Below are 21,132 nucleotides of genomic sequence, written 5' to 3' on the forward strand. Positions count from 1 at the left end.
GGGCTGACGGCGGCGGATCGGGTGTTGCAGAAGACGCCGTTCGGGTTCGACGTGTCGGTGTGGGAGTTCTTCTGGCCGCTGCTGGAGGGTGCCACCCTGGTGGTGGCGAAGCCGGGCGGGCACAAGGACCCGGCCTACCTGGCCGAGCTGATCCGCAGTCAGGGCGTGACCGTCACCCACTTCGTCCCCTCCATGCTGCAGGCGTTCCTGGCCGAACCGGCCGCCGCCGAGTGCACCAGCCTGCGCGCGGTGATGTGCAGCGGCGAAGCGCTCCCCTGGGAGGCGCAGGAACGGTTCTTCCAACTGCTCGGTGAGACGGCCCACCTGCACAACCTCTACGGTCCGACGGAGGCGTCCGTCGACGTCACCGCGTGGCAGTGCGTCCCGTCCGTGGAGAGCGCGCCGGTGCCGATCGGTGCGCCGGTGTTCAACACGCAGACCTATGTGCTGGACGACCGGCTCCGGCCGGTTCCGGTCGGCGTCGGCGGTGACCTGTATCTCGCGGGTGTGCAGTTGGCGCGCGGGTATGTCGGCCGCTTCGGGTTGACGGCGGACCGTTTCGTCGCCAACCCGTTCAGCGCGACAGGTGAGCGGATGTACCGCACCGGCGACCAGGCCCGCTGGACGGCTGACGGCCAGCTGGTCTACCTGGGCCGCAACGACGACCAGGTCAAGATCCGCGGCTTCCGCATCGAACCCGGCGAGGTCCAGGCCGTCATCGCCGCCCACCCGGACGTCGCCCAGGCCGCGGTCATCGCCCGCGAGGACACCCCCGGCGACAAGCGCCTGGTCGCCTACCTCGTCCCCACGCAGCAGAACGACACCTTGATCGACAGCGTCCTGGCGTTCGCCGCGGAGCGGCTGCCGGAGTACATGGTCCCCTCCGCCGTTGTCCTGCTGGACGCACTGCCGACCACGACCAACGGCAAGCTCGACCGCCGCGCCCTCCCGGCGCCGCAGTACGGCGGCGCCGCCGGCTCCGGACGCGGCCCGGCCACCGTCCAGGAGGAACTGCTGTGCGGCGCGTTCGCGCAGGTCCTGGGCCTGCCGAGCGTCGGCGTCGACGACGACTTCTTCACCCTCGGCGGCCACTCCCTCCTCGCCACCCGCCTCGTCTCCCGCATCCGCACCCTCCTCGGGGTCGAACTGCCGCTGCGGACCCTCTTCGAGGCCCGCACCGCCGCCCGCCTGGCCCTGCGCCTCGGCGAGGCAGCCGGACAGGTCCGCACCGCGCTGACCGTGCAGCAGCGGCCCGAGCGGCTGCCGCTCTCCTACGCCCAGCAGCGCCTCTGGTTCGTCGGCCAGTTGGAAGGTCCGAGCGCCACCTACAACAGCTCCGTCCGGATGCGGCTGGCCGGCGAGGTCGACCGCGAGGCACTCGCCGCCGCGCTGCGCGACGTGCTGGAGCGCCACGAGGTGCTGCGCACCGTCTTCGCCGTCGCCGACGGCGAGCCCCACCAGCGGATCCTCACTATGGACGAGCTGGACTGGCAGCTGCACACCGCCGACCCGGCCCAGCCCGGCGCGACCGACTACGCCTTCGACCTCGCTGTCGAGGCCCCCATCCGCGCCTGGCTTCTCTCGACGGCGCCGGACGCGCACGAGCTCGTCATCGTCGTGCACCACATCGCGTGGGACGGCTGGTCGATGACGCCGCTGACCCGCGACGTGCGCGCCGCCTACGCCGCCCGCTGCGCCGGCGAGGCCCCCGTCTGGGAGCCGCTGCCGGTGCAGTACGCGGACTACGCGATCTGGCAGCGCGACCTGCTCGGCGACGACCAGGACCCCGACAGCCTGATCTCCCGCCAGATCGCCTACTGGCGCGAGACCCTCGCCGACGCGCCCGAAGAGCTCGACCTGCCCTTCGACCACCCGCGTCCGGACATGGAGAGCCACCGCGGCCACGCGGCCGAGTTCGGGGTCGACGCCGAGGTCCACGCGCAGCTCGCCGAGCTGGCCCGCGCCGAGGGGGTGACGGTCTTCATGGTGCTCCAGGCCGCCCTCGTGGTCCTGCTGTCCCGGCTCGGCGCCGGCACCGACATCCCCCTGGGCGTGTCGGCGGCCGGACGTACCGACGAGGCCCTGGACGACCTGGTCGGGTTCTTCATCAACACCCTGGTCATGCGCAACGACCTGACCGGCGACCCGACCTTCCGCGAGGTCCTGGACCGGGTGCGGCGCACCGGACTGGACGCCTACCTGCACCAGGACGTGCCGTTCGAGCGCCTGGTCGAGGAACTCGCGCCGACCCGCTCGCTGGCCCGCAACCCGCTCTACCAGGTCCTGCTCGTCATGTCGGCCGGTGTGCGGACCGTCGCCGAGCCCGCCGTCGGGCCGTTCACGGCCCCGCCCGTGCGAGCCTCGGCGGCCAAGTTCGACCTCGACCTCTCCATCGAGGAGTCCGCCGACACCGAGGGACGCCCCGCCGGGCTGAAGTGGATCGTCCGCGGTGCGGCCGACCTGTTCGACGCCGACTCCGTGCAGCGGATCGCCGAGCGCTGGGCCCGCGTCCTCGAACTCGTCGTGGGCGGACCCGAGCTGCGGCTCAACCAGATCGAGGTGCTCACCGACGCCGAGAAGCGGCAGGTGCTGGGGGAGTGGAGCGACGCCGGCCCTGAGACGGTCGCCCAACTGCTCGTCGGCGGTCTGACGCCGGAGGGCGGCCTCTGCGCCGACACCTCCCGCCTCTACGTCCTGGACGAGTACCTCTCGCCGGTCCTGCCCGGCGTCTCCGCCGAGCTCTACGTCTCCGACCCGGGCCTGGACGGCTTCCCCGGCCACCCCGGCTTCGCTGCCGCCCGGTTCGTCGCCGACCCGTTCGTGCCGGACGGACGGCGCATGTACCGCACCGGCGACCTGGCCAAGTGGACCGCCGACGGGCAGCTGGTGCTGCTCGGACGCGCCGACGAGCTCGTCCGGATCCACGGACGCCGGGTCGTCCTCGGCGATGTGCAGAGCGTCCTGGCCGAGCACGCCGCCGTCGGCGAGGTCGCCGTGGTGGCTGTCGAGGACCAGGCGGGCGACAAGCACCTGGTCGCCTACGTCGTCCCGGCCGAGCCGGGCAACGAGCCGGCCGGGCTGGCGCGCACGCTGCGGCGGCTCACCGTGGCCCGCCTGCCCGAGCACCTGGTCCCCTCGGCGGTCGTCGTGCTGGACGCGCTCCCGCTGACCTTCAACGGCGAGCTGGACCGCGATGCCCTGCCGGAGCCCGACCTCACGGCCGACGCGGACACCGGCCGCGGTCCGTCGACCCCGCAGGAGGAGATCCTGTGCGGGGCCTTCGCCCAGATCCTCAAGCGCGACAGCGTCGACGTGGACGACGACTTCTTCACTCTCGGCGGCCACTCGCTCTCCGCGATCCGGCTGCTCAGCCGGGTCCGGGCGCTGCTCGGCGTGGAACTGCCGCTGCGGGCCCTGTTCGAGACGCCGACCGTCGCCGGCCTCGCGGCCCGGTTGCACGGAGCGGGCGAGGCGCGGGCGGCGCTGACCGTCCAGGAGCGGCCCGAGCGGCTGCCGCTCTCCTACGCGCAGCAGCGCCTGTGGTTCATCGGCCAGCTGGAGGGCCCCAGCCCCACCTACAACCTGCCCGTCGTGCTGCCGCTGACGGGCGAGGTCGACCCGGCCGCGCTGGAGGCGGCGCTGCGGGACGTCATCGAGCGTCACGAGGTGCTGCGCACGGTCTTCGCGACCGCCGACGACGAGCCCTACCAGCGCATCCTCACGCTCGACGAGCTCGACTGGCGGCTGACCACTGCCACGGTCGGCGCGGAGGAGCTCCCGCAGGCAGTCGCGGCGGCCAAGAACCACGCCTTCGACCTGGCCGTCGAGGCGCCGATCCGGGCCTGGCTGTTCACCACCGCGGAGCACGAGCAGGTGCTGGTCCTGGTGATCCACCACATCGCCGGTGACGGCTGGTCGATGGGCCCGCTGGCCCGGGACCTGTCCGCCGCCTACTCCGCCCGCCTGGCCGGCCGGACGCCCGCGTGGACACCGCTGCCGGTGCAGTACGCGGACTACGCGCTCTGGCAGCGTCGGGTCCTGGGCGAGGAGAGCGACCCGGAGAGCCTGATCACGCGTCAGGTCGCCTGGTGGCGCGAGACCCTCGCGGGGGCCCCGGAGGAGCTGGAACTGCCCTTCGACCGGCCCAGGCCCGCCGTCCCGAGCCACCGCGGCCACAGCGTCGGGCTCGACGTTCCGGCCGACGTCCACGCCCGGCTGGCCGAGCTGGCCCGCGCCGAGGGCGTGACGCTGTTCATGGTGCTCCAGGCCGCCCTCGCCGTGGTCTTCTCCCGCCTGGGCGCCGGGGACGACATCCCCATCGGCGTCGCGGTCGCGGGCCGCACCGACGAGGCGCTCGACGACCTGGTCGGGTTCTTCGTCAACACCCTGGTGCTGCGCACCGACCTGTCCGGCGACCCGACCTTCCGTGACGCGCTGGCGCGGGTCCGGGAGACGGGCCTCGGCGCCTTCGCCCACCAGGACATCCCCTTCGAGCGTCTGGTCGAGCAGCTGGCGCCGGAACGTTCCCTTGCCCGTGCCCCGCTGTTCCAGGTGCTGCTGACGGTGCAGAACACCGCCCGCTCCTCCGCCGGACTCGAGGGCCTGCGCGCCTCCGGCGCCGCGGACGCCTCAGTCCGCGACAGCGGCGAGGCGGCGGCCAAGTTCGACCTCGACGTCATGGTCAGCGAGGTCTTCGACACCGACGGTCGTCCGGCGGGGTTGCGGGGGACGTTGACGGCGGCGACGGACCTGTTCGACCCGGCGACGGCGGAGTCGCTGTCGCAGCGGTGGGGCCGGGTGCTCGCGGCGGTCTCGGCCGAGCCCGGTGCGCTGGTGCACGGGATCGACGTGCTGTCGGCGGACGAGCGCGAGCGGGTGCTGGTCGCCTGGAACGACACCGTGACCGAGGTGCCCGCCACCTGCGTGCCGGAACTGATCGCGGCCCGCGCCACACAGACGCCCGACGCGCTCGCGGTCGTGAGCGGCGGCGTGGAACTGACCTACGCACAGCTGCACGAGCGCGCCGCGCGGTTGGCGGACCTGCTGGCCCAGCACGGCGTGGGCCCGGAGACGCTGGTCGCGGTCTGCCTGCCGCGCTCGGCGCAGACCGTCGTGGCCCTGCTCGCGGTGTGGCAGGCGGGCGGCGCCTACGTGACGATCGACCCCTCCTACCCGGCCGAGCGGATCTCCTACATCCTCGACGACTCCCGCCCCGTGCTGCTGCTGAGCGACACCGCCACACTGGCCGAACTGCCCGGCACCGCCATGCCGGTGCTGGCCCTGGACGACACCGACGTCGCACGACGCATGGCCGCCGCCGAACCCCGGGCGCCGCGCCACGGCACGACGCCGGACAGCCTCGCCTACGTCATCTACACCTCCGGCTCCACCGGCCGCCCCAAGGGCGTCGCCGTCGCGCACCGGGGCCTGGCCAACCTGGTCTCGGTGTTCGGCCCGATGATGAACGCGGGCCCCGGCACCGGAGTCCTCCAGTTCGCCTCCTTCAGCTTCGACGCCTCCGTCCTCGACCTCACCGTCACCCTCACCTCCGGCGCCACCCTCGTGGTCGTCGCCGAGGAGGAGCGCACCGATCCCCACCTGCTCGCGCAGGTGGTCCGGCGCGGCAACGTCAAGGCCGCCAGTGTCGTCCCGTCGCTGCTACGGGCCCTGGAACCCAGCGACCTGGCAGGCGTGGAGACGCTGCTCGTCGGCGCGGAGGCCATCGACACGACCCAGGCGCGGATCTGGTCCAAGGGCCGCCGCCTGGTCAACACCTACGGCCCGACCGAGGCCACCGTCATGGTCGCCGCCGGAGACGTCGACCCGGACCGGAGCGGACTGGTGCCGTTCGGCGCGCCGATCGGCAACACCCGGATCTACGTCCTGGACGCCCGGCTCGCGCCGGTCGCGCCCGGGGTCGCCGGCGACGTGTACGTGGCAGGCGTGGGCCTGGCCCGGGGTTATGTGAACCGCCCCGCGCAGACGGCCGACCGCTTCGTCGCGGACCCCTACGCCACCGCCGCTGACGGTGCGCGGATGTACCGCACGGGTGACCGGGCCCGCTGGACCGCCGACGGACAACTCGTCTTCGCCGGCCGCGCCGACGAACAAGTCAAGATCCGCGGCTTCCGCATCGAACCCGGCGAAGTCCAAGCAGTCCTCGCCGAACACCCCGGCGTCGCCCAGGCCGCCGTCATCGCCACCGAACTCACCCCCGGCGAACTCGCGCTCGTCGGTTACATCGTCCCGACCCAGAACACCGACACCGACACCGAAGCCCTGCCCGCAGCCCTGCGCGAGTTCGCCGCCGAACTGCTGCCCGACCACATGGTCCCCGCAGCCGTCGTCGTCCTGGACACCATCCCGCTCACCGCCAACGGCAAACTCGACCGCGCCAACCTCCCCACACCGCAGTACGCCTCCGGCGTCGAGCGGCGCGGTCCGTCCAACCCGCGCGAGGCGGGCCTGTGCCAGGCGTTCGCCGAGGTGCTGGGGCTGCCCGACATCGGTGTCGACGACGACTTCTTCACCCTCGGCGGCCACTCGCTGCTGGCCACCCGGCTGGTCAGCAAGGTCCGCGCGCTGATGGGTGTCGAACTTCCGCTGCGGACCCTCTTCGAGGCCCGGACCGTGGCAAAGATCGCAAGTCAACTCGGAGAAAAGAAGTCCGCCCGGCCCGCCCTGAGGCCCATGCGCAAGCAGGAGGAGTCCTGATGTTCCCGTTGTCCTTCGCGCAGCGACGCCTGTGGTTCCTCGGACAGCTCGAAGGCCCAAGTGCCGTCTACAACATCCCGGTCTCTGTGCGTCTGTCGGGCACCGTCGACAAGGCCGCGCTCGCGGCCGCGCTTCGGGACGTGCTGGAACGGCACGAGGTCCTGCGCACCGTGTACACGGTCGTCGACGACGAGCCCTACCAGCAGATCGTCCCCATGGACCGGCTGGACTGGGAGCTGCTCACCGCCGACGTGCCGATCGACGGGCTGGCGGCGGCCGTCGCCGCCACCACCCGTCACGTCCTGGACCTCAGCACCGACCTGCCGATCCGGGCCTGGCTCTTCTCCACCTCCGCCGAGGACCACGTGCTGGTCCTGGTGGTGCACCACATCGCCGCCGACGGCTGGTCGATGGGCCCGCTGGCCCGCGACCTCGCCACCGCCTACGCCGCCCGCGGCGAGGGCCGCGTCCCCGCGTGGGAGCCGCTGCCGGTCCAGTACGCCGACTACGCGCTGTGGCAGCGCGAGCTGCTCGGCGACGAGAACGACCCCGAGAGCGTCTCCAGCCTGCAGACCGCCTACTGGCGCGAGGCCCTGGCCGGGCTGCCGGAGGAGCTGGACCTGCCCTACGACCACGCCCGCCCGGCCGTCGCCCGCTACGACGGCCACGGCGTCCCGCTGGAGCTGTCCGCCGAGGTCCACGCCCAGCTGGTGGAGCTGGCCCAGGCCGAGGGCGTCACCCTCTTCATCGTGCTGCAGGCCGCCCTCGCGGTCCTGCTCTCCCGGCTCGGCGCCGGCACCGACATCCCCGTCGGCTCCGCCACCGCCGGCCGCACCGACGAGGCGCTGGACGACCTCGTCGGCTTCTTCGTCAACAACCTGGTCCTGCGCAACGACCTCGCCGGCGACCCGACCTTCCGCGAGGCCGTCGCCCGCGCCCGGGAGACCGGGCTCGGCGCGTTCGAGAACCAGGACGTGCCGTTCGAGCGCCTGGTGGAGCAGCTGGCCCCGGCCCGCTCGCTGGCACGGCACCCGCTGTTCCAGGTCATGCTGACGGTGCAGAACAACGCCCGCACCTCCGGCGCGCTCGCCGGGCTGAGCAGCGGCGGCCAGGCCTCCGCCGACGTCGCCGCCGAGGTGGCGGCCGGCCTCACCTCCGGTGCGGCCGTCGCCAAGTTCGACCTCGACTTCGCGGTCAGCGAGTCCTTCGACGCCGACGGCCGCCCGGCCGGCCTGCGCGGCCAGCTCACCGCCTCGGCCGCCCTGTTCGAGCTCGCCTCCGCGCAGCGGATCGCCGAGCGCTTCACCCGCGTCGCGACCGCCCTGGCCGCCGACCCGCGGCAGCGGGTCAGCCGTGTCGAGGTACTCGAGGCCGAGGAGCGCGCGCAGCTCCTGGTCGGCTGGAACGACACCGCGGCCGAGACCCCGGACGCCACGGTCACCCAGCTCTTCGAGCGCCGGGCCGCCCGCACACCCGACGCCGTCGCCGTCGACTGTGAGGGCACGACGCTGAGCTACGCCCAGCTCGACGCCCGCAGCAACCGCCTGGCCCGGCTGCTGCTGGAGCGCGGGGTGCGCCCCGGCACCCGGGTCGCACTCGTGCTGCCCCGCAACGCCGACCTGCTCACGGCGCTGCTCGCGGTGATGAAGACCGGCGCCGCCTACGTGCCGCTCGACCCCGACTACCCGGCCGAGCGCATCGCGTACGTGCTCCAGGACGCGGCGCCCGCGCTGCTGCTCGCCGACTCCACCACCGTCGACGGCCTGCCGCAGAACACCGAGGACGGAACCGCCCGGCTGCTGCTGGACACCACGGAGACGGCCGCCGCCCTCGACGCCCGCCACGACGGCCCCCTGGCCGACGCCGAGCGCGGCGCTGCCCTGAACGGCGCGCTGCCCGCCTACGTGCTGCACACCTCCGGCTCGACCGGCCGCCCCAAGGGCGTCGTCGTCCCGCACGCGGCCCTGACCAACTTCCTCACCGACATGGGCCGCCGCTTCCCGCTCGACGAGAACGACAACTGGCTGGCCGTCACCACCATCTCCTTCGACATCGCCGGCCTGGAGCTGTACCTGCCGCTGATCAGCGGCGCCACCGTGGTGCTCGCCCCGCGCCGTACCGTCGTCGACCCGATCGAGCTCGGCTCGCTGCTGCGCCGCAGCGGCGCGACCGTCATGCAGGCGACGCCCTCGCTGTGGCGCGCCCTGCTCGCCGAGGAGGCCACCCGCGCGAGCGCGCTGCCGCCCCTGCGCGTCCTGGTCGGCGGCGAGGCCCTGCCCGCCGACCTCGCCCCGGAGCTCGCCGCGCTCGGCACCGCCACCAACGTCTACGGGCCCACCGAGACCACGATCTGGTCCACCGCCCGCACCCTCGGCCAGGACGAGGGCCACAACCCCTCCATCGGCCGCCCGATCGCCAACACCAGCGTCTACGTCCTGGACAGCGCCCTGCGCCCGGTCCCGGCCGGCGTCACCGGCGACCTCTACATCGCGGGCGACGGCCTCGCCCACGGCTACCTGGACCGGCCCGCGCTGACCTCCGAGCGGTTCACCGCCGACCCGTTCGGCGCGCCCGGCACCCGCATGTACCGCACCGGCGACCTGGCCCGCTGGACCACCGACGGCGAGCTGGCCTTCGTCGGCCGCGCCGACGGCCAGGTCAAGATCCGCGGTCACCGCATCGAGCCCGGCGAGGTCGAGGCCGTGCTGGCCCGTCACCAGGACGTCGCGCAGGCCGTCGTCGTCGCCCGGGAGGACACCCCCGGCGACAAGCGCCTGGTCGCCTACGTCGTCGCCGAGCAGCTCGTCGCCGAGGCCGACCTGCCGGCCTCGCTGCGCCGCTTCGCTGCCGAGCAGCTGCCGGAGTACATGGTCCCCTCTGCCGTCGTCGTCCTGGACGCGATGCCGCTGACCGACAACGGCAAGGTCGACCGCAAGGCCCTGCCCGCCCCCGACTACGCCGCCACGGCGTCGCGCCGCGAGCCGACCACGCTGGCGGAGGAGATCCTCTGCGGGGCCTTCGCCCACGTCCTGGGCCTGGAGAGCGTCGGCGTCGACGACGACTTCTTCTCCCTCGGCGGACACTCTCTGCTCGCCACCCGCCTGGTCTCCCGCATCCGCGCCGTCCTCGGCGTCGAGCTGGAGATCCGGACCCTGTTCGAGGCCCCGACCGTCGCCGGACTCGCCGCGCGCCTCGACGACGCCGCCCGCGCCCGTGTCGCGCTGACCGTGCGGACCCGGCCCGAGCAGGTGCCGCTCTCCTTCGCGCAGCAGCGCCTGTGGTTCATCGACCAGCTGGAGGGCCCGAGCTCCGTCTACAACATCGCCGGCTCGCTGCGGCTCGCCGGCGCCGTCGACCACGAGGCCCTCGAGGCCGCGCTGCTCGACGTCATCGGCCGCCACGAGGTGCTGCGCACCGTCTACGCCGTCGCCGACAGCCGCCCCTACCAGCGCGTTCTCGACCTGGACGGGCTGGACTGGCGGCTTGCGGCCGCCGAGCTGACCGAGTCCGAGCTCCCCGCCGCCGTCGCGGCGACCGCCGGGTACGTCTTCGACCTGGCCGCCGAGATCCCCGTGCGCGCGGCGCTGCTGTCGACCGGCCCGGACAGCCACGTGCTGGTCCTGGTGGTGCACCACATCGCGAGTGACGGCTGGTCGATGGGCCCGCTGGCCCGCGACATCTCCGCCGCCTACGAGGCCCGCTGCGAGGGCCGCGCGCCCGAGTGGACGCCGCTGCCGGTCCAGTACGCCGACTACGCCCTGTGGGAGCGCGAGCTGCTGGGCGAGGGCGACGACCCCGAGAGCCTGCTCGCCCGTCAGGTCGCCTACTGGCGGCAGGCCCTGGCCGGCGCCCCGGAGGAGCTGGAGCTGCCGTTCGACCACGCCCGCCCGCCGGTCCCCAGCCACCGCGGCCACGTCTCCCGCTTCCTCGTCCCGGCGCCGCTCCACGCCCGTCTGGCGGAGCTGGCGCGCGAGGAGGGCGTGACGCTCTTCATGGTGTTGCAGGCCGCGCTCGCGGTGCTGCTGTCCCGGCTCGGCGCCGGTGACGACATCCCCATCGGCTCCGCGATCGCGGGCCGCACCGACGAGGCGTTGCACGACCTGGTCGGCACCTTCGTCAACTCGCTGGTCGTCCGCTCGGACCTGTCCGGCGACCCGACGTTCCGGCAGGTCCTTGCGCGGGTCCGCGCCGCCGGGCTCGGCGCTTTCGCCCACCAGGACGTGCCGTTCGAGCGCCTGGTGGAGGAGCTGGCCCCGACCCGCTCGCTGACCCGAAACCCGATCTTCCAGGTCACCCTGACCCTGCAGAACACCGAACGGGCCTCGCTCGACCTCGGTGGTGTGAAGGTCGGCGGCACCGACGGCACGCTGGGCGAGGCCACGGACGCCAAGGTCGACGTCGACGTCGCCCTCGGCGAGTCCTTCGACGCCGACGGCCGCCCGGCCGGCCTGCGCGGCGCCGTCACCGGCGCCGCCGACCTGTTCGAGCCCGCCTCGGTGGCCCGTCTGGCCGAGCGCTGGGTCGCGGTGCTGGAGACCGTCGTCGACGGCCTGGACCAGCACCTCAGCACCGTGGACGTGCTCAGTGCCGAGGAGCGCGCGCAGGTGCTGGTGGAGTGGAACGACACGGCTGTCGCCGTGTCCGGCACGTCGGTTCCTGAGGTGTTCGCGCAGCGCGTGGCGGAGAACCCGGACGCGCTCGCGGTGGTCGGAGAGGGGGTCGAGGTCTCGTATGCGGAGTTGGATGTCCGGGCGAACCGTCTGGCGCGCTACCTGGTCGCCCAGGGAGTCGGCGCCGAGTCGGTTGTCGCCGTCGCCATGGAGCGCGGCCTTGACCTCGTGGTCGCCCTGCTCGCGGTCTGGAAGGCCGGAGCGGCCTACCTCCCCGTCGACCCCAGCGCGCCGGTGGACCGGATTGCGTTCATGGTGCGCGACAGCGGCGCGGTCATGCTCCTCGGCCTGGACGATGTCGTGGGCGACATGCCCGCGGGGCGCGTCCGCGTGGTCGCACTGGACGACCCGCGGGTCCAGGCGTTCGTGGCCGGTCAGGAGTCGTCGGCGCCGGTGGTGAGGGTGGGTCCGCTGGATCTGGCGTGGGTGATCTACACGTCGGGTTCGACGGGTGTGCCGAAGGGTGTGGGGGTTGCTCACGCGGGTGCGGTGAATCTGGCGGCGGTGCAGGTGGAGCGGTTCGGTGTGGGTGCCGGGTCGCGGGTGCTGCAGTTCGCGTCGGTCGGGTTCGATGCGGCGTCGTGGGAGTTGCTGATGGCGCTGTGCTCGGGTGCGGCGTTGGTGGTGGCTTCGGCGGAGGAGTTGAAGCCGGGAGCCGGGCTGGAGGGGGTCGTTGACCGGTTCGGGGTGACGCATGTGACGTTGCCGCCGGCGGTGCTGGGTGTGCTGGACGCGGGTCGTGACCTTGCGTCGGTGCGGGTGCTGGTGTCGGCGGGTGAGGCGTTGGACGCGGAGCTGGTGGCCTTGTGGGCGCCGGGTCGGGTGTTCGTGAACGCGTACGGTCCGACGGAGACGACGGTGTGCGCGACGATGTCGGGTGCGCTGGTCGGGGATGGTTCGGTGCCGTCGATCGGTGGGCCGAATGCGAACGCGCGGGTGTTTGTGCTGGACGGGTTTCTGCGTCCGGTGGCGCCTGGTGTTGCGGGTGAGTTGTATGTGGCGGGTGTGGGGGTGGCGCGGGGGTATCTGCGCCGCTTTGGCCTGACCGCTGAGCGGTTCGTGGCGAACCCGTTCTCCGACTGTGGTGAGCGGATGTACCGGACCGGTGACCGGGTCGCGTGGAACAGCGTGGGTGAGCTGGTGTACCTGGGTCGTAGTGACGACCAGGTGAAGGTGCGTGGGTTCCGGATCGAGCCGGGTGAGGTGCAGGCCGCGCTGCTGGCCCACCCCGAGATCACCCAGGCGTTCGTGACGGCCCGTGAGGACACCCCCGGCGACAAGCGCCTGGTCGCCTACGTCGTCGCCCCCGACGCGGAGATCCCCGCCGAGGAGCTCGCGAGCGCGGTCCGGGCCTTCGCTTCGGGCCGTCTGCCGGAGTACATGGTTCCGGCGGCGGTGGTGGTGCTGGAGGCGCTGCCGCTGACGATCAACGGCAAGGTCGACCGCAAGGCCCTGCCCGCCCCCGAGCACACCGGCGGCACCGGCCGCGGCCCCGCCAACCGCCAGGAGGAGCTCCTGGTCGAGGCGTTCGCCGACGTGCTGGGCCTGGACCCGGACTCCGTGGGTGTCGAGGACAGCTTCTTCGACCTGGGCGGCCACTCCCTGCTCGCGACCCGCCTGGTCTCCCGCATCCGCGCCACCCTCGGTGTGGAGCTGGAGATGCGGTCGCTGTTCGAGACCCCGACCGTGGCCGGTCTGGCCGTCAAGCTTGCCACCACGCAGACCGCGCGTCCGGCCCTGACGGCGGCGGCTCTGCGTCCGGAGCGGGTGCCGGTCTCCTTCGCGCAGCAGCGCCTGTGGTTCCTGGGCCAGCTCGAGGGCGCCACCGCCACCTACAACGCCCCCGTCGTCCTGCGCCTCGCGGGCGACCTGGACACCGGTGCGCTCGCCGCCGCCCTGCGCGATGTCGTGGCCCGCCACGAGGTCCTGCGCACGATCCTTCCCGCCGAGGACGGCCACCCCTACCAGCACGTGCTCACCCCGGACGAGCTCGACGCACGCGGCTGGGCCCTGCACACCACCACCGTGACCGAGGACGGCCTGCCCGCCGCCCTCGCCCAGGCCGCCGGCCACACCTTCGACCTCACCACCGACGTGCCCGTCGAGGCCTGGCTGTTCAGCCTGAGCGAGAGCGACCACGTGCTGTCGCTGCTGGTCCACCACGTCGCCGGTGACGGCTGGTCGATGGGCCCGCTCGCCCGGGACCTCGCCGCTGCCTACGCCGCCCGCCGCGCGGGCGACGCCCCGACGTGGGCGCCGCTTCCGGTGCAGTACGCGGACTACGCGATCTGGCAGCGCGAGCTGCTCGGCGACGAGAACGACCCCGACAGCCTCGTCGCGCGGCAGACGGCCTACTGGCGCGACGCCCTCGCGGGCGCGCCGGAGGAGCTGGAGCTGCCCTTCGACCACCCCCGCCCCGCCGTCGCCGCCCACCGCGGCCACAGCGTTCCGGTGGAGGTCCCCGCCGAGGTCCACGCGCGCCTGGCCGAGCTGGCCAAGGCCGAGGGCGCGACGCTGTTCATGGTGCTTCAGGCCGCCCTCGCGGTGCTGCTGTCCCGCCTGGGCGCCGGCACCGACATCCCGATCGGCTCCGCCGTCGCGGGTCGCACCGACGAGGCGCTGGACGAGTTGGTCGGCTGCTTCGTCAACACCCTGGTCGTGCGGACGGACCTGTCCGGCGACCCGACCTTCCGTGAGGTGCTGGACCGGGTCCGCGAGACCAGCCTCGGCGCGTTCGCGAACCAGGACGTCCCCTTCGAGCGCCTGGTCGAGCAGCTGGCCCCGGCCCGCTCGCTCGCACGCGCCCCGCTCTTCCAGGTCATGCTGACGCTGCAGAACAACGCCCGCGCCGGCGTCGGCCTGGCCGGCCTGCGCAGCGGGGGAGGGTCCGGCCGGAAGCTGCCGCAGACCCAGCTCGCCGCCAAGTTCGACCTCGACGTGGAGATCGGCGAGTCCTTCGACGCCGACGGCCGCCCGGCCGGCCTGCACGGCATCCTCAACGTCGCCACCGACCTGTTCGAGCCGGCCACCGCCGGGCAGCTCGCCCGGCGCTGGGCGCGGGTCCTCGCGGACGTCTCCGCCGACCCGCAACTGCGCCTCGGCGCCGTCGACGTGCTCGACGCGGACGAGCGTGAGCGGGTCCAGGTCACCTGGAACGACACCGCCGCAGATGTTCCAACCGCCACCGTGCCGCAGTTGATCGAGGCCCAGGTCGCCCGCACCCCGGACGCCGCCGCCCTCGCCTTCGACGGCGGCGAGCTCACCTACGCCGAGCTCGACGCCCGCGCCAACCGCCTCGCCCGCCTGCTGGTGGGCCGCGGCGTCGGCCCCGAGACGCTCGTCGCCGTGGCGATGGAGCGCTCCGTCGAGCTGGTCACCGCGATCCTGGCCGTCTGGAAGGCCGGCGGCGCCTACCTGCCCGTCGACCCCAACTACCCGGCCGAGCGCATCTCGTTCATGCTCGACGACGCCGCGCCGCTGCTGGTCCTCGCCGACACCGCCACCGCCGCCGTCGTCACCGCGGCCCGCGCGACCGCACCGGTCGTCCGCCTGGACGAGGCGCAGTTCGTCACGCAGCTGGCGGCGGTGAGCGACGCCCCGCTGACGGCGGGGGAGCGCACCGAGCCGCTGCCCGCGCACCCGGCCTACGTCATCTACACCTCCGGATCCACCGGCACCCCCAAGGCTGTCGTCTCGCTGCACGCGGGCGCGGTGAACCTGCTCAGCGCCCAGATCGAGCGGTTCGCCGTCACCGCCGACAGCCGCGTGCTGCAGTTCGCGTCCGTCGGCTTCGACGCCGCCACCTCCGAGTTCCTGATGACCTTCACCTCGGGCGCCTGCCTGGTCGTGGCACCGGCCGAACGGCTGCGTCCCGGCCAGGGCCTGGAGGAACTCGTCGACGGGTTCGGCGTCACCCACGCCACGCTGCCGCCGGCCGTGCTCGCGGTGCTCGACCCGGCGCGCCACCTGCGCACCGTCACCGCGATGATCTCCGCAGGGGAGGCGCTGAGCGAGGAGCAGCTGGCGCGCTGGGCGCCCGGCCGCCTCTTCCTCAACGCCTACGGCCCGACCGAGATCACCGTCTGCGCCACCATGTCCGACCCGCTCGCCGCCGGCGACCGTCCCGGCATCGGCCGGCCCAACCTCAACACCCGCGTCCACGTCCTCGACGACACGCTCTCACCGGTCGCGCCGGGCGTCGTGGGCGAACTGTACGTCGCGGGCGCCGGGGTGACCCGCGGTTACCTGCGCCGCCCCGGCATGACCGCTGGGCGCTTCGTCGCCGACCCCTTCGCCGCCGACGGTTCGCGGATGTACCGCACCGGCGACCGCGTCCGGTGGACCGCCGACGGCGACCTGATGTACCTGGGCCGCGCCGACGAGCAGGTCAAGATCCGTGGGTTCCGCATCGAGCCCGGCGAGGTCCAGGCCGTCGTCGCCGCCCACCCGGGCGTCGCCCAGGCCGCCGTGGTCGTGCGCGAGGACGTTCCCGGCGACAAGCGCCTGGTCGCCTACGTCGTGCCGGCCGACGGCACCGAGGCGGCCGACCGGGCCGCACTGCCCGCCGAGGTCCGTGGCTTCGGCGCGGGCCGGCTGCCCGAGTACATGCTCCCCGCGGCCGTCGTCGTGCTCGACGCGATCCCGCTGACCACCAACGGCAAGGTCGACCGCCGTGCCCTGCCGGCCCCCGAGTACGGCGCCGGACGCGGCCCGTCCACCCCGCAGGAGGAGATCCTCTGCGCCGTCTTCGCCGAGGCCCTGGGCCTGCCGAGCGTCGGCGTGGACGACGACTTCTTCGCCCTCGGCGGCCACTCGCTGCTGGCGGTCTCGCTCGTCGAGCGCCTGCGCGCCCGCGGCCTGTCCGTCTCCGTGCGGGCCCTGTTCGAGACGCCGACCGTCGCCGCGCTGGCCGGCACCGTCGCGCCGGAGCGCACCGCCGTTCCCGCCAACGCCATCCCCGCCGACGCCCGGGCGATCACGCCGTCGATGCTGCCGCTGGTCGAGCTGACGCAGGCGGAGATCGACGCCGCTGTCGCGACCGTCGACGGCGGAGCCGCGAACGTCGCCGACATCTACCCGCTGGCCCCCCTCCAGGAGGGCCTGCTCTTCCACCACCTGATGGACGCCGACCGCGGCGCCGACGCCTACGTCTCGCCCGTGGTGCTGGAGTTCGACTCCCGCGAGCGGCTGGAGGAGTTCGCCGCCGCACTTCAGCGGGTGGTCGACCGCCACGACATCTACCGCACCGGTTTCGTCTGGCAGGGCCTGCGCGAGCCCGTCCAGGTGGTGCGCCGCCGGGCCGAACTGCCCGTCGCCGACGTGGCGCTGCCCGCCGGCGTCGCGGACCGCTCCGCCGCCCTGGTCGAGGCCGTCGGCTCCGCGATGGACATCGGCCGCGCCCCGCTGCTGGACATCCACGCCACCCCGGCCGACGGCCGCGACGCCGACGGCGCCTGGCTCGGGCTGCTGCGGATGCACCACCTGGTCCAGGACCACACCGCCCTGGCCGTGCTGATCGGCGAGGTCCGGGCCTTCCTGGCCGGCCGTGGCGAGGAGCTGGCGGCGCCGCTGCCGTTCCGCGAGTTCGTCGCGCAGGCCCGCCATGGCGTCGAGCCCGGCGCGCACGAGGAGTTCTTCGCCCGCCTGCTCGGCGACGTCGACGAGCCCACCGCACCGTTCGGCCTGACCGACGCGCGCGGCGACGGCGCGGGCACCGTCCGCGTCCTGTCCGCTCTCGACCCCGAGCTCGGCGCCCGCCTGCGCGAGGTCTCCCGTCGTACCGGAGCCAGCCCCGCCACCGTCCTGCACGTGGCCTGGGCCCGCGTCCTGGCCGCCGTCTCCGGCCGCGCGGACGTGGTCTTCGGCACCGTGCTCTTCGGCCGGATGAACGCCGGCGCCGGCTCCGACCGCGTCGCGGGCCTGTTCATCAACACCCTGCCGGTGCGGCTGCGCATTGACCGGGTCGGCACCCTGGACGCCGTGACCGGCATGCGCGGTCAGCTGGCCGAGCTGCTGGAGCACGAGCACGCGCCGCTGACGCTGGCCCAGCAGGCCAGCGGGGTCTCCGGCGACACGCCGCTGTTCACCTCGCTGTTCAACTACCGCCACGACGCCCCCGCGCCGACCCCGGCCACCCTGGCCGCCCAGGAGGGCGAGGACGGCGAGCGCGCCTCCGGCCTGGCCGGCGTGCGCACCGTCTTCGCCCAGGAGCACACCAACTACCCGCTGTCCGTCGCGATCGACGACAACGGCCAGAGCTTCGGCATCGCCGTCGACGCGATCGCCCCGATCGACGCCGAGGCCGTCGCCGAGCTCGTGCGTACCGCCGCCGCCAACCTGGTCGCCGCCCTGGAGACGGCCCTGGACGGCGGCGCCGACCAGCCCCTGCACACCGTCGACGTGCTGAGCGAGCAGCAGCTCGCCCGGCTCCTGGCGCAGGGCAGCCCGAAGGCCGTGGACGTGGTGTCCGCGACCCTGCCGGGCCTGGTCGCGGCCCAGGCCGCGCGAACCCCGGACGCCCTCGCCGTCATCCACGGCGGCGTCCGGCTGCCCTACGCCGAGCTGGACGCCCGGGCCAACCGCCTGGCGCACCACCTGGTGGCCCAGGGCGTCGGCCCGGAGACCCTGGTCGCCGTCGCCCTGGACCGCTCCGCCGAGCTCTTCGTCGCGATGCTCGCGGTGCTGAAGGCCGGCGGCGCCTACCTGCCCGTCGACCCGGAGTACCCGGCGGACCGCATCGAGTGGATGCTGACCGACGCCGCCCCGGCGGCCGTCGTCACCACGGCGGCGCTCCAGGGCCGGCTCGCCGGGCTCGGCGGCGGCACGCCCGTCGTGCTGCTCGATGACGCGGCCACGGCCGAGCACCTGGCCGCGCTGCCTGCGACCGCGCCCGAGCAGGCGGCCGCCGTCCGGGCCGGACACCCCGCCTACGTCATCTACACCTCCGGCTCCACCGGCCGCCCCAAGGGCGTCACCGTGCAGCACGGCGGCCTGACCAACCAGCTGCTGTGCCTGCGCGAGGAGACCGGCCTGAACACGGCCGACGTGGTGCTCAACCGCACCTCCGCCAGCTTCGACGCCTTCACCTGCGAGGTGTGGGCGCCGCTGGTCGCCGGCGCCGCCGTCGCAGTGGCCGACGCCGACGTGGTCCGCGACCCGGCCCGGCTGCTGGCCCTGATCGACGCGCACGGCGTCACCGTCGCCCAGCTGGTGCCCTCGCTGCTGGCGATCCTGCTCCAGGAGCCCGAGGGCGCCCACGGCCTGCGCCTGGTCATGGCCGGCGGTGAGGCCCTCCCGGCCGAGCTGGCCGCCCGCACCGCCGCCGCCTGGGACGTCGAGGTGCTCAACCTCTACGGCCCGACCGAGGCCACCGTCCAGGTCACCTACGGCCGCCCGAACGCGACCCTGGCCGCCGACACCGTCCCGATCGGCCGCCCCGTCTGGAACACCCGCACCTACGTGCTGGACCAGAGCCTGCGCCCGGTCCCGGCCGGCGTCCCCGGCGAGCTGTACGTGGCCGGCGCGCAGGTCGCCCGCGGCTACGTCGAGCGTCCCGGCCTGACCGCCGACCGCTTCGTCGCCGACCCGTTCGGCGCCGAGGGCGAGCGGATGTACCGCACCGGCGACCTGGTCAGCTGGAACGCCGACGGCGAGCTGGTCTACCTGGGCCGCGCGGACGAGCAGGTGAAGATCCGCGGCTTCCGCGTCGAGCCCGGCGAGGTCCGCAGTGTCGTCGCGAGCCACCCGGACGTCGCCCAGGCCGCCGTGATCGCCCGCGAGGACACCCCCGGCGACATCCGCCTGGTGGCCTACGCCGTCGCCACCGGCCCGGCGCTGACGGCCGAGCAGATCCGCTCCCACGTCGCCGAGCGGCTGCCCGAGTACCTGGTGCCCGCCGCCGTCGTGCTGCTCGACGCGCTCCCGCTGACCGCCAACGGCAAGCTGGACCGCCGGGCCCTGCCCGCCCCCGAGTACCCGACCGGTACCGGCCGCGGTCCGTCCACCTTCGAGGAGATGCTGCTCGGCGACGCCTTCGCCGAGGTCCTGGGTCTGCCCTCGGTGGGCGTCGAGGACGACTTCTTCGCCCTGGGCGGCCACTCGCTGCTCGCGGTGCGGCTGATCAGCCGGGTCCGGGCGCTGCTCGGTACCGAGCTGTCGCTGCGCACGCTGTTCGAGGCCCGCACCGTCGCCGCCCTGGCCGAGCGCCTGGTCCACGGCGGCGAGGCCCGCCCCGCGCTGGTGGCCCGCCCGCGCCCCGAGCGCGTGCCCGTCTCCTTCTGCCAGCAGCGGCTGTGGTTCGTCGGCCAGCTCGAGGGCCCGAGCGCCACCTACAACAGCACCGTGCGCCTGGAGCTGAACGGCGCGGTCGACCCGGGGACGCTGAACCTGGCGCTGCGGGACGTACTGGAGCGCCACGAGGTGCTGCGCACCGTCTTCGCCACCGCCGACGGCGAGCCCTACCAGCGCGTCGTCCCCATGGACGAGCTGGACTGGCGGCTCACCACCCTCGCGGTGCCGCAGGACGGCCTCGCGCGGGCGATCGAGGAGGCGACGCAGAGCACGTTCGACCTCGCCGTCGACGTGCCGATCCGCGCCTGGCTGCTGTCCACCGCGCCCGACGCGCACACCCTGTTCCTGGTGGTGCACCACATCGCCTGGGACGGCTCGTCGATGCGGCCGCTCACCCAGGACGTCAACGCCGCCTACCGTGCCCGCGCCGCCGGCCACGCCCCCGACTGGGCGCCGCTGCCGGTGCAGTACGCGGACTACGCGATCTGGCAGCGCGAGCTGCTGGGCGACGAGACCGACCCGGCCAGCCGGGTCGCCCGTCAGGTCGCCTACTGGCGCCAGGCCCTGGCCGGTGCGCCGGAGGAGCTGGAGCTGCCCTTCGACCACCCGCGGCCGGCCGTGGAGAGCCACCGCGGCTGGATGGCCCGGTTCGGCGTCGACGCCGAGGTGCACGCGAGCCTGGCGGAGCTGGCCAAGGCCGAGGGCGTGACGCTGTTCACCGTCCTTCAGGCCGCGCTGGCCGTGCTCTTCTCGCGCCTGGGCGCCGGCACGGACATCCCCGTCGGCGTCTCGGCGGCGGGCCGCTCGGACGAGGCGCTCGACGACATGGTCGGGTTCTTCATCAACTCCCTCGTCATGCGCACCGACCTGAGCGGCGACCCGACCTTCACCGAGCTGCTGGACCGCGTCCAGCGCACCGCGCTGGAGGCCTACGCGCACCAGGACGTGCCGTTCGAGCGCCTGGTGGAGGAGCTGGCCCCGACCCGCTCGCTGGCCCGCAACCCGCTCTACCAGGTCCTGCTGATCATGGAGGCAGAGGCCCGCACCGCCGCCGCGCCCGTCCAGGGCCGCTACACGGCCCCTGCGGTCCGCGAGTCGGTCGCCAAGTTCGACCTCGACCTCGCCGTCGAGGAGTCCGTCGACGCCGACGGCCGCCCCGCCGGTCTCCAGTGGACCGTCAACGCCGCCGCCGACCTGTTCGACCCCGAGTCCGTCCAGCGGATCGCCGAGCGCTGGGCCCAGGTGCTGGAGGCCGTCGCCGCCACGCCGCAGACCCGTGTCAGCGCCGTCGAGGTGGTGGATGCGGAGGAGCGGGAGCGGGTGGTGGTGGAGTGGAACGCGACGGCGGTGGAGGTGCCGGCTGGGACGTTGCCTCAGTTGTTCGAGGCGCGGGTGGCGCGGACGCCGGATGCGGTGGCGTTGGTGGCGGATGGCGTCGAGTTGTCGTATGCGGAGTTGG

The 21,132-nt window shown here is 74.0% G+C and carries 2 protein-coding genes; both read left to right on the plus strand.

The window, feature by feature from the left end:
• On the plus strand, window positions 1-6,714 hold a 6,714-nt coding region (locus ABH931_RS38840; protein WP_370124566.1), incomplete at its 5' end, for an amino acid adenylation domain-containing protein.
• The coding region (locus tag ABH931_RS38845; protein WP_370124568.1) for an amino acid adenylation domain-containing protein at window positions 6,714-21,132 on the plus strand (14,419 nt) is incomplete at its 3' end. The genes ABH931_RS38840 and ABH931_RS38845, both read left to right, overlap by 1 nt.

Source organism: Streptacidiphilus sp. MAP12-33 (assembly GCF_041261265.1).
Classification (GTDB): domain Bacteria; phylum Actinomycetota; class Actinomycetes; order Streptomycetales; family Streptomycetaceae; genus Streptacidiphilus.